At 52.6% G+C, this 14,722-nt stretch carries 14 protein-coding genes and 1 rRNA gene; 11 read left to right on the plus strand and 4 right to left on the minus strand.

Annotated features, from left to right (window positions below):
* Window positions 1–216 precede the first annotated feature (216 nt).
* The 10 genes from FLS37_RS14070 (at window position 217) to FLS37_RS14115 (ending at window position 11,813) form a co-directional block, all read left to right on the plus strand.
* Window positions 217–1,020, plus strand: a complete 804-nt coding sequence (locus FLS37_RS14070; protein WP_157670605.1) for a hypothetical protein — start codon at window positions 217–219, stop codon at window positions 1,018–1,020.
* Window positions 1,021–1,073: 53 nt separating this feature from the next.
* Entirely contained in the window at window positions 1,074–1,511 is a 438-nt protein-coding gene (locus FLS37_RS14075) for a DUF1877 family protein (RefSeq protein WP_157670606.1), read from the plus strand.
* A 37-nt stretch (window positions 1,512–1,548) separates the two neighbouring features.
* Window positions 1,549–1,890 (plus strand): ribonuclease E inhibitor RraB, encoded by a 342-nt coding sequence (locus FLS37_RS14080; protein ID WP_157670607.1) that lies wholly within the window; start codon window positions 1,549–1,551, stop codon window positions 1,888–1,890.
* Window positions 1,891–2,021: 131 nt separating this feature from the next.
* On the plus strand, window positions 2,022–2,654 hold the full coding sequence (gene upp / locus FLS37_RS14085) for a uracil phosphoribosyltransferase (RefSeq protein WP_157670608.1): 633 nt from the start codon (window positions 2,022–2,024) through the stop codon (window positions 2,652–2,654).
* Window positions 2,655–2,662: 8 nt separating this feature from the next.
* Window positions 2,663–3,892: a uracil-xanthine permease family protein gene (locus FLS37_RS14090; RefSeq protein ID WP_157670609.1), complete on the plus strand. Its 1,230-nt coding sequence runs from the start codon at window positions 2,663–2,665 to the stop codon at window positions 3,890–3,892.
* A gap of 198 nt (window positions 3,893–4,090) precedes the next feature.
* On the plus strand, window positions 4,091–5,776 hold the full coding sequence (locus FLS37_RS14095; RefSeq protein WP_157670610.1) for a glutamine--tRNA ligase/YqeY domain fusion protein: 1,686 nt from the start codon (window positions 4,091–4,093) through the stop codon (window positions 5,774–5,776).
* Between the two features lie 120 nt (window positions 5,777–5,896).
* On the plus strand, window positions 5,897–6,322 hold the full coding sequence (locus tag FLS37_RS14100) for a hypothetical protein (RefSeq protein WP_157670611.1): 426 nt from the start codon (window positions 5,897–5,899) through the stop codon (window positions 6,320–6,322).
* A gap of 70 nt (window positions 6,323–6,392) precedes the next feature.
* Entirely contained in the window at window positions 6,393–8,111 is a 1,719-nt protein-coding gene (locus FLS37_RS14105; RefSeq protein ID WP_157670612.1) for an ABC transporter ATP-binding protein/permease, read from the plus strand.
* Window positions 8,112–8,173: 62 nt separating this feature from the next.
* Window positions 8,174–9,241 (plus strand): uroporphyrinogen decarboxylase, encoded by a 1,068-nt coding sequence (gene hemE, locus FLS37_RS14110; protein WP_157670613.1) that lies wholly within the window; start codon window positions 8,174–8,176, stop codon window positions 9,239–9,241.
* Window positions 9,242–9,632: 391 nt separating this feature from the next.
* Window positions 9,633–11,813, plus strand: coding sequence for a primosomal protein N' (locus tag FLS37_RS14115; protein WP_198314644.1), 2,181 nt, complete (start codon window positions 9,633–9,635; stop codon window positions 11,811–11,813).
* 69 nt (window positions 11,814–11,882) lie between these two features.
* Here the strand turns inward: FLS37_RS14115 and FLS37_RS14120 are convergent, their stop codons facing one another.
* From FLS37_RS14120 to grxC, 4 genes are all read right to left on the minus strand, one after another.
* Window positions 11,883–12,875, minus strand: coding sequence for an NAD(P)H-dependent glycerol-3-phosphate dehydrogenase (locus FLS37_RS14120; protein WP_157670614.1), 993 nt, complete (start codon window positions 12,873–12,875; stop codon window positions 11,883–11,885).
* 20 nt (window positions 12,876–12,895) lie between these two features.
* Window positions 12,896–13,345 (minus strand): SH3 domain-containing protein, encoded by a 450-nt coding sequence (locus tag FLS37_RS14125; protein ID WP_157670615.1) that lies wholly within the window; start codon window positions 13,343–13,345, stop codon window positions 12,896–12,898.
* The gene (secB, locus tag FLS37_RS14130; RefSeq protein WP_157670616.1) at window positions 13,326–13,814 is read right to left on the minus strand and encodes a protein-export chaperone SecB; all 489 of its coding nucleotides are present in this window, start codon (window positions 13,812–13,814) and stop codon (window positions 13,326–13,328) included. Before secB ends, FLS37_RS14125 begins: the two co-directional genes overlap by 20 nt.
* A gap of 143 nt (window positions 13,815–13,957) precedes the next feature.
* The gene (gene grxC, locus FLS37_RS14135; protein ID WP_157670617.1) at window positions 13,958–14,224 is read right to left on the minus strand and encodes a glutaredoxin 3; all 267 of its coding nucleotides are present in this window, start codon (window positions 14,222–14,224) and stop codon (window positions 13,958–13,960) included.
* Between the two features lie 422 nt (window positions 14,225–14,646).
* On the opposite strand from grxC, the gene FLS37_RS14140 reads away from it, so the two are divergent.
* Window positions 14,647–14,722 (plus strand): 16S ribosomal RNA (locus tag FLS37_RS14140); the annotation flags it as partial.

Raw genomic sequence — 14,722 nt, forward strand, 5'->3', positions numbered from 1 at the left:
GTGGGGATTCCACCCAATGGGAAGCAGCAACTGCGCTTGAATCGCTTTGCCAGCCGATTACTCAGCAACATTGCGCCGAGTGATCCAATTTGGGGCGGGCAAGATCCGCGTGTGGCGGTGAAGTCGTTGCAAACCAAAGGCTGGCTAATCTCGGTTGCGCCAGAACATGCAGAACGCCTATTACGCGCCGTATTGCCACTAGCGCGTCATCTGCGTTTGGCCATCGCCGATCTGCAAACGGGTATCTATTTCGAGCCGGACGAAGAAAATAAGGTCATTCCTGAGACGGCGCTGCCAATGCTACAGGCGCTCGACTCCGAGTTAAAGCCGCGTAATAAGCCACTCACTAAAGCGCAGATTTATGAGGGTTTTGCTGAACGTCTTGCTGCGCCATTGGCTGTGCTCGGGTTTAGCCGTTATGACCCAGGCTACAACCCGTCGTGCGAATTTAGGCGTGAGAAAAATGGCGTTTGCTGCGAGTTGTCGGTGATGAGTGAAGGTAGACCACATAATCTCCGCGCAAAAATAAAATTCAATGTTTATAGCGAACGTGCTGGAATGCTGCGTGCCAAAGCAGAGCAAGATCTGCTGGGGGTGCCTGCAGAAAAAGCGAGCCACTTTAATTTAGTGGTGAACCTCCCAGCCGCGGGAGAGGTATGGACCAAAACAGGGCAAGTGATTTCTTACGATTTCTGCCGTTCAATCGAGGAAATGAATTGGCTATTCGAGGTGGCCTTGCAGCGTGTACCGACGATGGTCAACCTCAGCGACAGCATTGCCGGTATCAATACGCTTAAGCGTGAGCATTTACGTAGGTTCAGTACAACACAAAATAGTTTAGGGCAACTATTTGACTACGCTTACCTGATCTGGGGTAATCAGTTGGCCGAATTTGAAGAGCTGGCTGCACGGCAGTTGGCTCGTCAGCGGGAAACTGGATCGACCTATGGATTTGATGTCGAGCAGTTAATCGCCTACTGCCGCGATACGCTCAAACCCGATCCGGATGGCTTGCCTTGATGGGTATTTGCCTGTAGCTATTTATCAATAATAACTCCAAGGATATACCTTGTATGAATATGAGTTTCTTTTTGCAGGCATTTACTGCTGCGCAGCTTGAGCAAATGCGTGATGATCCTGAGTGCATTAACACGCTGGTCGATGGCCAGCAGGCGCAGGCGGCGATTGATCTGGATGATGTTGGCGATGCCTTGCGCGTCGCGCTCAATGGCGTGGGCTTTGCCAGTGATGAGATGGTGGGTGAGGTGCTGTCTTTCGGCTGTATGCTGGTCGATCCCGAATTGGTGAAAGTGCAGGCGGCCATGCTGGCACGCTGGGATCAGCCGCGCTTGATGGCGCGGGTGGAGGAAATGTACAACGATGAAGATGCTGAAGAAATGCCGGATGTGCCGGTGTCTGGCCCAGCACTGTGGCCGCACTTTGTGACGCTACAGCAGTTTTATCAACAGGCTGCGCAGCAAGGCTGGGTGGTGCTGATTTATCTGGCTTAGCACTTAGCCGCCAATTACGGCATCTTTTGAGGATTTTATGATCACCCTAGCCCAACTCGAAGAAATGTTCGCCAGCATCCGTGACAACACCGACTGGGATTTATCCGCGCCGCTGCTGTGGGGCTATTTTTTTACTGCTGATCAGGATGAGCAGCTCACCGATGTGATCCCGCTGCTTGAAGCGCAGGGTTATACCTTTGTCGATTTGTTTATTCCGCAACTTGAAGCGGGCGAGCAGGAGTATTTTGTACTGCACGTGGAAAAAGCCGAAGTGCATACCACGGCATCGCTGTTTGCGCGCAATGCTGAGTTGGTCGAGTTTGCCACGCAGCATGGCTTGCGCAGTTACGACGGGATGGATGTTGGGCCGCTGGGCTGAGTGGCTTGGGCGCTTCGGAGGAGGGCTGCTTTTTTGATGCAGGGCAAAGCAGCTGCGAACACAGGAATTTCCTCAATAGCGATTTTGCGGCAAATATCTACAATGGCGCCATTGAAAAAGAGGATAAAAATATGCAAATCACCGTCGTCAACCACCCCCTGGTGCAGCACAAACTGGCTTTAATGCGCGAAGCCGATGTGTCGACCAATAAATTTCGCCTGCTCACTGAAGAGCTGGCGCGTTTGCTGGCTTATGAAGCCACGCGTGATCTGGCGCTTGAAGATGTCACGATCCAGGGTTGGTGCGGTGATGTGCAGGTCAAGAAGATCAAAGGCAAAAAACTGACCGTGGTGCCGATTCTGCGTGCGGGTTTGGGCATGCTCAATGGCGTGCTTGATTTGGTCCCTTCAGCCAAGATCAGTGTGGTGGGCTTGGCGCGTGATGAAGAAACATTGCAGCCGGTGCCGTATTTCGAGAAATTCGTCGGTGATCTGCAAGATCGTCTGGCGCTGATTATCGATCCGATGCTCGCGACCGGCGGCTCGCTAGTGGCCACAGTGGATATGCTCAAGCGCAATGGCTGCAAAGAGATTATTGCGATTGTGATGGTCGCCGCACCAGAAGGCGTCAAGCTAATGAATGAAAAGCATCCCGATGTGAAAATCGTCAGTGCGTCACTTGATTCGCATCTGAACGAGCAGGGTTACATTATTCCGGGCTTGGGTGATGCGGGCGATAAAATCTTCGGTACCATCAATAAATAAGGCGCGCTATGTTCAACGAAATGAAGCAGTTTATTTCCGGCGCGCAAATTCTGTTTGTCGCCTTTGGCGCGCTGGTGCTGGTGCCTTTGCTCACCGGCTTAAATCCGGCCATGGCTTTGCTTGGCGCTGGTGTTGGTACGCTGATGTTTCAGCTGATTACCAAACGCCAAGTGCCGATTTTCCTCGGTTCGTCATTTGCGTTTATTGGCCCGATTATTTTTGCGATGCAAACTTGGGGTCAGGCCGCAACGCAGTTCGGGCTGTTTTTCGCCGGGTTTATGTATTTCATTATCGCTGGTTTGATTAAATGGCGCGGCATGGGCTTTATTCATAAATTACTACCGCCAGTGGTGATTGGCCCGGTGATTATGGTGATTGGTTTGTCGGTGGCGGTGGCCGCTTCCGGCATGGCGATGGGGCAGGGCGGCGGTAAGCAGCTGGTGCCGTATGGCGTATCGCTGCTGCTGGCGACGATTTCACTGACGACGACCATTATCGTGTCGGTGTTTGCCGGTGGTATGTTGCGCCTGGTGCCGATTTTATCGGGTGTCGTGGCGGGCTATATCGCGGCGGTATTTTTGGGCGTGGTGGATTTATCCGGTATTGCCAATGCGCCATGGTTTGCGATGCCGCATTTTGTAACGCCCGAGGTGAACTGGGCGGCGGCGCTGTTTATGTTGCCAGTGGCGATTGCGCCAACGATTGAGCACATCGGCGGTGTGATGGCGCTGGGCAAAGTGACTGGTAAAGATTACACGGTCAATCCCGGCCTGCATCGCACCTTGGGTGGTGATGGCATGGGCGTGTGTTTTGCTGGCTTGATCGGCGGCCCTCCGATTACCACCTACGCCGAAGTGACTGGTGCACTGATGATTACGCGTAACTTCAATCCGGTGATCATGACGTATGCGGCCATTTTGGCGGTGATTTTGGCCTTCTTTGGCAAATTTAATGCCATTTTGGTGTCGATCCCAATGCCGGTGATGGGCGGGATTATGGTCTTGCTGTTTGGTACGATTGCCTCAATTGGCCTGAAAACACTGATCGATAGCAAGGTTGATCTGATGCTGCCGCGCAATCTGGTGATTGTATCGGTGGTGCTGACCTGCGGGATTGGCGGCTTGATGGTGCAAGTGGGTAACTTCAATCTGGTGGGGGTGGGGCTAGTGAGCGTGTTGGCGATTGTGCTGAATCTGCTCTTGCCCAATCCGCCAGCAGAGCCTGCTGCCGAGATTTAGTTTTTCATGGGTATATGCATATAAGCTAATCTAGGCGTGCTATGTAGCCATATACCCTTGTATTTATCCAAAATGGCGAGCCAGACTCGCCATTTCTTATCGTGCCGTGAAAATCGCCACACCTTTAAGACAGCCCGCGATGCGGCTGGGTTTGGTAGAATCACGGCTTAAATTCAATTTATTGTCGAACCGAGTGTTATGAGCCAAGAAAACGCAGTTGCCCCGACCAGTAATTTTGTCCGTCAAATCATTGATGCCGATCTGGCTAGCGGTAAACATCAGGCAGTCCAGACGCGCTTTCCGCCCGAGCCTAATGGCTATCTGCATATTGGTCATGCCAAATCGATTTGCCTTAACTTCGGTATTGCCGCTGATTACAAGGGCTTGTGCAATCTGCGCATGGACGACACCAACCCGGAAAAAGAAGAAGACGAATACGCCGCGGCGATCGAAGCGGATGTGCGCTGGTTGGGTTTTGAGTGGAATGGCGACGTGCGCCATACCTCGGATTATTTCGATCAGCTTCACGGCTACGCCATTGAGCTGATCAAAGCGGGCAAAGCTTTCGTTTGCGATCTGAACGCGGAAGAAATGCGTGATTACCGTGGAGACTTTCAAAAGCCAGGGCGTAATAGCCCATACCGTGATCGCTCGGTGGCAGAAAACCTCGATCTGTTCGAGCGCATGAAAAACGGTGAATTTGCCGATGGCAGCAAAACGCTGCGCCTGAAAATCGATATGGGCTCGCCCAATCTGAACCTGCGAGACCCAGTGTTCTATCGCATCAAGCGTGCGACGCACATCAAAACTGGTGATAAATGGTGTATCTACCCGATGTACGATTATTCGCACTGCATTTCCGATGCGCTGGAAGGCATTACGCACAGCCTGTGTACGCTCGAATTTGAAGACCATCGCCCGTTGTACGACTGGGTACTCGACAACATCACGATTGCGGCTCACCCGCAACAGATCGAGTTTTCGCGCCTTGAGTTGCTGTATTCGATCACATCGAAACGCAAACTCAACCAGCTCGTGACTGAAAATCTCGTCAGCGGCTGGGATGACCCGCGTTTGACGACAATCAGCGGTATGCGCCGCCGTGGTTACAGCCCCGCCGGTATTCGTCTGTTTGCGCAGCGCATTGGCGTGAGCAAGGGCGAGAACATCATCGACTTTTCAATTCTTGAAGGCGCGGTGCGTGAAACGCTGGAAACTGAAAGCCCACGCGTGATCGCAGTCGTCAATCCACTGAAAGTAACGCTGACCAATTTTGAAGCTGGCGTCACCGGCAGCCGCTCTGCACCATTCCATCCGCATCATGAAGAGATGGGCGAGCGCGAGATTCCAATTTCGCCCACACTGTGGATCGAGCGTGATGACTTTGCCGAAGAACCACCGAAAGGCTGGCAACGCCTCACTTTGGGCGGTGAAGTGCGCTTGCGCTACTCCTACGTGATCAAGTGCGATGAAGTGGTAAAAGACGCCAACGGAGAAATCGTTGAACTCAAATGCTCGATTGACCCGAAAACACTGGGCCAGAACCCCGAAGGCCGTAAAGTGAAAGGCGTGATCCACTGGATCTCGGCCGAGCATGCGATCGAGGCTGAAGTGCGTTTGTACGAGCGCCTGTTCACTGAGCCACGCCCGGATGCCATTCGTGGTGAAGACGGGCAGTATGTGGATTTCAAGCAATTCATTAATCCTGAATCGCTGAAAACCATCACCGCCTATGTCGAGCCTTGCGTGCGTGATGCCGCACCAGAAACGCGCTATCAGTTTGAGCGTTTGGGCTACTTTGTCACCGATCGCCATGACCACCAAGCGGGCGGCAAGCCCGTGTTTAACCGTACGGTGACGCTGAAGGATTCTTGGGCGAAATAATCAGCACGGCGCAATCGTCGCAGCGATTGCGCCGCTTGAATGATGTATTGGCGTATTGCCGCTGCGCGTCAAATAGGCCCTACATCCCGCAGATTTCGACTTCACATTTGGATTAAACAGATGAAACCAATATTGAATATGGCATTGCTGGGCTCGACACTGTTGCTGTCATCGCTGGTGATGGCGGAAGACACCGCCACTGCAGTGACCAAGGTTGATGTCGTGATTGCCAAAGGCAAGGTTGGTCAAGCACCCGTTCAGGTGGTGTATGACTATCTGGCTGACCGGATTAGCGATGAATATGGCGTGGGCGAATATCAGAATCTGCATATCAGCCAGAAAGCCGCAGGTGCGGAAGATTTTCACCAGGTTGCGTTGGAAGTGGTGCAATCAGGCTTGATGGATGATGCGATTGCTTCGCAGCGCTATCGCTTTGTTATGAGTGTCAACGAAGAAGCCAAGGTGTGGCAGATCAAATCGGTCACGCAGGATTGGCAATGCCGCCGTGGCAAGGGCAAGGCCTGGACGCAGAAACCTTGTAAATAAACTTGGCTTGAACCTGTAACGAGCGCGTTGGCGCTCGTTTTTTGCATTTGCGCATGATTTGGATCTGAGTATGTCGGCCGCTAAAGCTCCCACTGTTCGTCATTTGTTCCGCAATTTCTGGCGCATCGCCAAACCGTATTGGGTTTCAGAAGACAAGTTATATGCTTGGGGCTTGCTGGCGCTGGTGATTAGCCTGTCGCTCGGTTTGGTGTTTATGAATGTCCAGTTTAATAGCTGGTACAACGAGTTTTATAACACGCTGCAAAACCTGGACGCCAAAGGCTTTAAAGCGGCTTTGTATAAGTTTGGCTATCTGGCTTTTGCCTATATCGTGATTGCAGTGCACGCAATCTGGTTTCAGCAAATGCTGGAAATTCGCTGGCGCAAGTGGGCAACGATTCATTACACCAATAAGTGGCTAAATGAAAATAACTTTTACCGCCTGCAATTGACCGATACCCATACCGACAACCCCGATCAGCGTATTGCCGAAGACGTTGGCCAATTTGTGTCGATCTCGCTATCTCTCTCCTTAGGCTTATTGCGCTCGGTGGTGACGCTGGTATCGTTTATCGGCATTTTGTGGACGCTGTCCGGCCCACTCAAATTCATGCTTGGTGGCTCGGAAGTCACTATTCACGGCTATATGGTGTGGGTGGCAATTATTTATGCGCTGATCGGTACCGGCATCACTATTTTGCTCGGCCGACCTTTGGTCGGGCTGAACTTTATGCAGCAGCGCTACGAAGCGGATTTTCGTTTTGGCCTAGTGCGCGTGCGTGAAAACGCCGAATCGATTGCGCTGTATGCTGGTGCGAAAGATGAACAGGAGCGCTTGGCTTATCGCTTTTTGAATGTGGTGAATAATTTCTGGTCGCTGATGCGAATGAATAAACGCCTGACGTGGTTCACGTCGTTTTGGGGACAGTTGGCGATTATTTTCCCGCTGATCGTCGCTGCGCCACGCTTTTTTGCCAAAGAAATCCCGCTTGGTGGCCTGATGCAGATTAATTCGGCGTTTGGTCAGGTTTATGGCGCGCTCGATTTCATTATTGGTAGCTTTAGTACGCTGGCCAATTGGAAGGCGGTGATTGATCGTCTGACCACCTTTGAGCACAGTATCGAAACTGCTGCCGATTTGCCACGCATTAGCGCCCAGCCCATTAGCGGTGGCTTGCAATTAAAACAGCTCAATATCACCAAACCGAATGGCGAGATGCTGCTGAACGATCTTAATCTGACATTGCTCGCCGGTGATTCGGTATTGATTCGCGGAAAATCAGGCAGCGGCAAATCAACATTACTACGCTCTCTGGCAGGTATATGGCCCTATGCCCAAGGTTATCTTGGCGTGCAAAGCAATACCCGTAGTTTGTTCCTGTCACAAAAACCGTATATGCCGCTGGGTAGTCTGCGTGCTGCGCTGTATTACCCCAATGATGTAGCGTCCGATGATGGCGCTATCACCGAATTGCTGATAATGGCGGGATTAGCTCATTTGCTGCCGCGCCTCGATGAAATCGATGCGTGGTCACATGTCTTGAGTTTGGGTGAGCAGCAACGAATTGCGTTATTACGAGCGATTTTGGTCAAGCCCGATTTCCTGTTTATGGATGAATCAACTTCGGCGCTCGATGCCGATGGCGAAGCTGTGCTCTATCAGGCGGTACGCGAAGCAATGAAAGACGGCGTGATGATCAGCGTGGGCCATCGTGTTGGGCTTACCGAGTACCACGCCCAGGTGCTTGATTGCTACGGGAACGGCCAATGGGCATTGAATCCGCTGTAACGTAATGTGGATTTTGAATTGATTAATGATGAAAAGCCCGCTGGCGGGCTGATTGGAAAAACATGCTAAAAAATGACACCTTCCTGCGTGCGCTATTGCGCGAACCCGTTGACTACACGCCAGTGTGGATGATGCGCCAGGCGGGACGCTATCTGCCTGAATACTGCGCGACGCGCAAAAATGCCGGCTCGTTTTTGCAATTGTGTAAAAACACCGAGCTGGCGACCGAAGTGACTTTGCAGCCGCTCGATCGTTTCCCGCTCGACGCAGCGATTCTGTTTTCCGATATTCTGACTGTGCCCGATGCGATGGGCTTGGGGCTGTATTTTGCTGAAGGCGAGGGCCCTAAATTCGAGCGCACGGTGCGTACCGAGGAAGACGTGGCGAAACTCTTTGTTCCCGACGTCGGCACTGAATTGAAATACGTCACCGACGCGGTGAGCTCGATTCGCAAGGCTTTGGATAACCGCGTTCCGCTGATCGGCTTTAGTGGCAGCCCGTACACGCTGGCTTGCTATATGATCGAAGGCGGTAGCTCTAGCGACTACCGCAATATCAAAACCATGATGTATGCGCGTCCAGACCTTTTGCACCGTATCCTGGAGGTCAATACCCTCACGGTGATTGATTATCTGAATGCGCAAATTGAAGCGGGTGCGCAGGCGGTGCAGATTTTTGATAGCTGGGGTGGCTCGCTGCCATTCGGTAAATACCAGGAATTCTCACTGCAATATATGGCGCGGATTGTGGCTGGCCTGAAGCGCGAAAATGAAGGTCGCAAAGTACCGGTGATTGTGTTTACCAAGGGTGGTGGTCAATGGCTGGAAGACATCGCCGCGACGGGGTGCGATGCGATTGGTCTGGATTGGACCACCGATATTGGCGAGGCACGCCGCCGTGTGGGCGACAAAGTGGCGTTGCAAGGCAATTTTGACCCGGTAGCGCTGTTTGCACCGCCTGCGGCGATTGAGGCCGAGGTTAAACGTATTCTCGATAGCTACAGTAGCGCTGGGGATGTTAAAACCGGCCATGTTTTTAATCTGGGGCACGGTATTTCCCAGTACACCAACCCCGATCATGCCGCTGAGCTGGTGGCTGCGGTGCATCGCCATTCTGGTAAAAAAGGCTAATTCTTACGGTTGGTTAATGTTTTGTAATGTTGCGTATAATCAGTGACTTGGCGTGATGTTTTGAAGTGCTGTACAGCAAACAAACGCCAAGTTATTCACAAATAACATTGCTGTCTTTTTATCTTGTCAAGCGCTAATCAAAAATAATCTTTAAACCATTGACAAACAGTAAGTACATGAATTTATTGGTTTATTTTTTTCAGCTTAATTTTTGTGCAATCTAAACATCATCAAGTGCGCATTGGGTTTTTTCCGGTTTTCAATGCTTAGTCCACAAAACTATCCACAGAAACTGTGAATAACCATTTTTTGCTCAGTTTTATGCCCAATCAGCTGGACAAAAGCGCCACGGGATGATTTCACAACCTCAAAAACAGGGTACGCAGACACGGTGAGCGGCAGTTTTGTGATGGTGGCGCTGGATGTGCCGCTCAATCGTCTTTTTGGCTATGGTGTGGGTGATTTTGACCCGCAAGTCGGTCAGCGCGTCATTGTACCGTTTGGTCCGCGTCAGCTCTCGGGCTTGGTGATCGAGCGTCGTGCCGATGCTGGCGATTTCACTGGCAAAACCCGCAATATTCTGGCGGTGCGCGATGATTTGCCTGCCTTGCCGGCAGCAACGCTGGCTCTGTGTCAGTTTGTAGCTGATTACTATCACCATCCTTTAGGCGCGGTGATTAGCAGTGCCTTGCCAACGGTATTTCGCAATGTCCCCGCGTTTAAAGCGCCCGCGCCAGCCTGCGTTTACTACACGCCCGATTTAGCGCAATTGCTGGCCAGTATTGGCAAACGCGCGCATGCGCAGCGGCGCGTGGCTGAATCCCTGGCTTTACCCCATACCCCCGCAGCGCTACGGCGGGTGCATGATAGTGGTGTGAAATGGGCGAAGGGCTGGCTTGAAGCGGGCTTGATATGTACTGCGGCTGAAACCTCGTTACTGGCAGCGCCTAGCCCGTGTTTGCCACTCAATTCCGAGCAAAGTTATGCCGTGAGCCAGCTCAGCTCAGCGCAAGGTTTTCAGCCATTTTTACTGTATGGCATTACCGGTAGCGGTAAAACCGAGGTTTACCTGCAAACGATTGCTGCCGTGCTTGCGCGCAATGAGCAGGTGCTGGTCCTGATTCCCGAAATTAACCTGACCCCACAGCTCGAAGGGCGTTTTCGCGCGCGTTTTCCCGGCGTGCATATGGCCTGCCTACACAGTGGCTTGAACGATACCGAGCGGGCCGTTAATTGGCTGGCGGCGCTATCAGGCGATGCGCGCATTGTGTTAGGGACACGTTTGGCGGTGTTTACTCCATTGCCACAGCTGGGGATGATCGTGGTCGATGAAGAGCACGACCCATCGTTTAAGCAGCAAGATGGCTTACGCTATTCGGCGCGCGATGTGGCGGTCTATCGCGCCCGTACCGTGGATGTGCCGATTGTATTAGGGAGTGCTACCCCCAGTATAGAGAGCTGGGCCAATGCCCGTGCAGGTCGCTACGATATACTCCCCCTTAGAGAACGAGCCGTTCGCGGCGCCGTGCTGCCCAAAATCACACTATTGCCGGTAAAAAAAGCGGGCCTGATCGATGGCTTTAACCGCATGGCCTTCGCCAAAATGCACGAAGTGCTTGAGCGTGGCGAGCAGGTCTTGGTGTTTATTAACCGCCGTGGCTATTCGCCGGTGCTGCAATGTGGCGAATGTGGCTGGATGGCCTCCTGCAAGCATTGCTCGGCGCGGCTGGTGCTGCATTTGCGTGATCGCCGCCTGCGTTGTCACCACTGTGGTTTTGAAGAAGCGATTACCCACGCCTGCCCCGATTGCGGCAATCAGGATCTGAAACCGGTCGGGCAAGGGACACAGCGGCTGGAAGAATCGCTCGCCACACATTTCCCCGGCAAAACAATCTTGCGCATTGACCGCGACAGCACGCGCCGCAAGGGCGAAATGGATGCAGCATTGGCGCAGGTGCATTCGGGTGAGGCTGATATTCTGATTGGCACACAAATGCTGGCTAAAGGGCATGATTTTGATCGACTCAATCTGGTGATAGCGCTCAACGCCGATACCGGCTTATTCAGCGTTGATTTTCGCGCCGAAGAGCGGCTGTTTGCGCTGCTAACCCAAGTGGCAGGCCGAGCAGGGCGGCGCGAAACACCGGGCGAGGTGATGATACAGACTGCGTTTGCCGATCACCCGTTTTATCATCAATTGCTGGGGCGCGATTACACGCCGTTTGCCGAGCGCACCTTGCAAGAGCGCACTGAAATGTTGCTCCCACCCGCCGCCGCGTGGGCGCTATTTCGCGCCGAAGCACCCGATATCGAGCTGGCCTTGGGGATTTTAAAATTGATCCGTGCGTGTTTTGAGCAATTGGATGGCAGCTTGTTGCAGCCGATCACGCTCAATCAGCCGGTGGCGGCCACGATGGTCAAACGCGCCGGTGTTGAGCGCGCCCAGCTATTAATCGCCGCACCGCAACGCGCACAGTTGCAGCGCGCCCTGCATCAGGCGATGCCGCATGTCGAAGTTATTAAAACAGGAAAAGGGCGCTGGACGCTGGATGTAGACCCAATTGAAATTTAGTCTGCTTGCCGATTAATGTCTGCGAAGCCGCGTAAAGCCATCAATTATTGCTTTAGCGGCTTATTTCTCTCAGATGGAGGCTTCCATCTTCGGGCTACGCCCCATTAGGTCGGTAATGATGTCGCTAACGGCGACATTATCAAACAGCACTTGGCAGACCGAGCGGGTGATTGGCATTTCAATACCAAGCTCCTCAGCTTGGCGCAGTACTTCGCGCGCAGTCGGTACGCCTTCGGCGACGTGGCCGAGGTTTTTCAGTACGCCGTCCAGACCCAGCCCTTGTGCGAGCAAAAGGCCGACGCGGCGGTTGCGCGATAAATCGCCGGTGGCGGTTAGCATTAAATCGCCAATGCCCGCCAATCCCATCATCGTTTCCGTTTTGCCACCTAAAGCTACACAGAAGCGCGCCATTTCAGCCAAACCTCGGGTCAGCAGCGCGGCGCGAGCGTTCAGGCCAAGGTTGAGACCATCAGCCACGCCAGCGGCAATCGCCATGATGTTTTTCACCGCCGCGCCGATTTCAACGCCGATGATGTCGTCTGAAGCATACAGGCGCAGGATATTGGTATTCAGATCATTGACCACTTGCTGTGCAAAAGTGGCATCGCTGGCGGCGATGGTGACCGCAGCGGGTAGGCCTTTGGCGACTTCTTGTGCAAAGCTCGGGCCAGAGAGCATGCCGCGCGCGATATGAGCGGGCATTTCTTGTTCAGCGACTTGGTGCGGCAGCAGCATCGTGCCAGCTTCCAAGCCTTTGCAGGCCCATAGTACGGGCGCTGTGTTGCCCAGTTCAGCCAGTGCTTTCAAGGTGCCGCGCAATCCCGACATCGGGGTAACGATCAAAATAAGTCCCGCGTCCGTAATTGCTTCGGCCATCGAGTGGCTAACGGTGAGCGTAGCAGGGAAAGGGGCATTCGGTAGATAACGGGTATTGCAGCGTTCTTGCTGCATTTGCGCAACTTGATCTGCTTCGCGTGACCACAGGGTAACAGCTTGACGATCGGCGAATCGAATCGCCAAGGCGGTGCCCCAGGCACCTGCGCCTAACACGGCCAGTTTCAAAGGAATTCTCCTATCCAGGTTTAAGCGCCCCAGACATCTTCGATGCGGATGTAGCCAGTGGCGCCATCACGGTGTTTGATTTTCAGCCAGCCGGTGCGGGTGTCTTGCTGTAATTCAAGCAATACATTGCGCTCGACTTTAAATAGCAAGCTGGAGCCGGGGTTGGCTTCTTTGCGTACTTCGGCCAAGCGATTGGCCTGTACGTAGCGGACAGTGCTGGTGTCTGCTTTGGCTAACCAGGCTAAGGTGCCGTCACGGTCGCGAATACGCAGCCATGTGCCTTGTTCGGCCAGTACTTCAAGTGGGATATTGGCGCTCAGTACAAATCGCTTTGCGCTGTTCTCGCTGGGGGATTCGTACAGGATGACGCCAGTGCGGCTGGTGGAGCGGTATTCGACGGCAAAAACACTACTGGCAGCGCCTGCCAGCAGTGTCGCAATCAATACCGGCTTAATGAGTTGTTTGCTCATTGGCTTGCTGTGCTGCAGCTTGCTGGCGTTGTTGGATGTAAATGGCTTCGAAGTTGATTGGCTGCAGCAGCAGCGGCGGGAAGCCAGCGCGCGTTGTCAGATCCGATACCGCTTCGCGCAGATAAGGGAACAGAATACTTGGGCAACCAATGCCCAGTAGTGGGTCAAGCTCTTGTTCCGGGATGTTTTCAATCTGGAATAGACCAGCTTGCGTTACTTCAACCAGGAAAATCGTGCGATCTTCGGCTTTGGCAGTGGCTGTTACTGTCAGGCTGGCTTCAAAAAAGCCATTGTCAAAGCTGCGTGCCTGGTTGCGGAACTGGATATTGAATTCAGGCTGGCCTTCTTCCATAAATGCATTCGGCGCAGAAGGCGATTCGAGGGAAATGTCGGTGACGTACAGTTTTTGTACAGCAAAAACAGGTTGCTGAGATTCTTCTTGTTGTACAGCTTGGTTTTCTTCGCTCATGGTCCATCCCTTGTGAGTCGTTTGGTTTATATAAAGCCTTGCATGGCGTGCATGGAGCCACGCGCCGAAATCATCGCACAAAACCAGCTGCGCTGACCATTGCGGCAACTCGTATGCCGGTATTTGTCGTGGCTGAGCAGCATTTACCCTGCGTTACCGTTTAGAAGCGGAATTAATTTGCCAGCGTGATCGAGCGCTGCCAAGTCATCAAAGCCACCAACGTGATAATCATCAATATAAATTTGCGGCACGGTACGGCGCTGTGTGCGTTCCATCATGATTGCACGTTGTGCCGGGTCTTGGTCAACACGGATTTTTTCAATCGATGTTACGCCACGCTGCGTTAGTAGTCGCTCGGCGCGATCACAGTAGGGGCAGTAGCCTGTACTGTACATAAGCACTTTGGGCATTTGGACTCCAAATTTGGGCTTGGCCATTACGCCTAGCCCTGATTATTCATGCTGATGTAGATAGGGATGGTTTGGGATTCTGCAAGAGCCGTTTGGTGGTGGTGCTTTCTGTTTCCTTTGAAAACAGCCGCTTATCACCTTTGTATCATTTCATTTGCATGTAGGTGTTGACGGGTTTCAGGCCTGTGGGTATAGTTCGGCCTCTCTGCTGATGACGCAGCGAAACAAAACAAGTTTCTCTCTGTCTCGCACCGATCTTTAACAAATTACAGCCGATGAGTGTGAGTGCTTGATTCGTAAGTCGAAACAAGTGCTTGCACTCAATTGAAAAGAAAGTAAAACAAGACGAACTTTATTGTTCATCTCGTTTTTTTCTTTGAGTATTGAAGTACAAGCCAAGTAGTACATTTAGCTTAGTGATTAAACGAAAGAGTTTGATCCTGGCTCAGATTGAACGCTGGCGGCATGCTTTACACATGCAAGTCGAACGGCAGCACG

The sequence above is a fragment of the Chitinibacter sp. GC72 genome (assembly GCF_009760905.1).
GTDB lineage: Bacteria > Pseudomonadota > Gammaproteobacteria > Burkholderiales > Chitinibacteraceae > Chitinibacter.

Bases quoted from the DNA above. Each gene is read 5' to 3' on its own strand.
- secB (WP_157670616.1), bottom strand. From the start codon at position 13,814: ATGAGCGAAGAAAACCAAGCTGTACAACAAGAAGAATCTCAGCAACCT.
- FLS37_RS14090 (WP_157670609.1), top strand. From the start codon at position 2,663: ATGTTCAACGAAATGAAGCAGTTTATTTCCGGCGCGCAAATTCTGTTT.
- hemE (WP_157670613.1), top strand. From the start codon at position 8,174: ATGCTAAAAAATGACACCTTCCTGCGTGCGCTATTGCGCGAACCCGTT.
- FLS37_RS14100 (WP_157670611.1), top strand. From the start codon at position 5,897: ATGAAACCAATATTGAATATGGCATTGCTGGGCTCGACACTGTTGCTG.
- FLS37_RS14125 (WP_157670615.1), bottom strand. From the start codon at position 13,345: ATGAGCAAACAACTCATTAAGCCGGTATTGATTGCGACACTGCTGGCA.
- upp (WP_157670608.1), top strand. From the start codon at position 2,022: ATGCAAATCACCGTCGTCAACCACCCCCTGGTGCAGCACAAACTGGCT.
- FLS37_RS14095 (WP_157670610.1), top strand. From the start codon at position 4,091: ATGAGCCAAGAAAACGCAGTTGCCCCGACCAGTAATTTTGTCCGTCAA.
- FLS37_RS14080 (WP_157670607.1), top strand. From the start codon at position 1,549: ATGATCACCCTAGCCCAACTCGAAGAAATGTTCGCCAGCATCCGTGAC.
- grxC (WP_157670617.1), bottom strand. From the start codon at position 14,224: ATGCCCAAAGTGCTTATGTACAGTACAGGCTACTGCCCCTACTGTGAT.
- FLS37_RS14105 (WP_157670612.1), top strand. From the start codon at position 6,393: ATGTCGGCCGCTAAAGCTCCCACTGTTCGTCATTTGTTCCGCAATTTC.
- FLS37_RS14075 (WP_157670606.1), top strand. From the start codon at position 1,074: ATGAATATGAGTTTCTTTTTGCAGGCATTTACTGCTGCGCAGCTTGAG.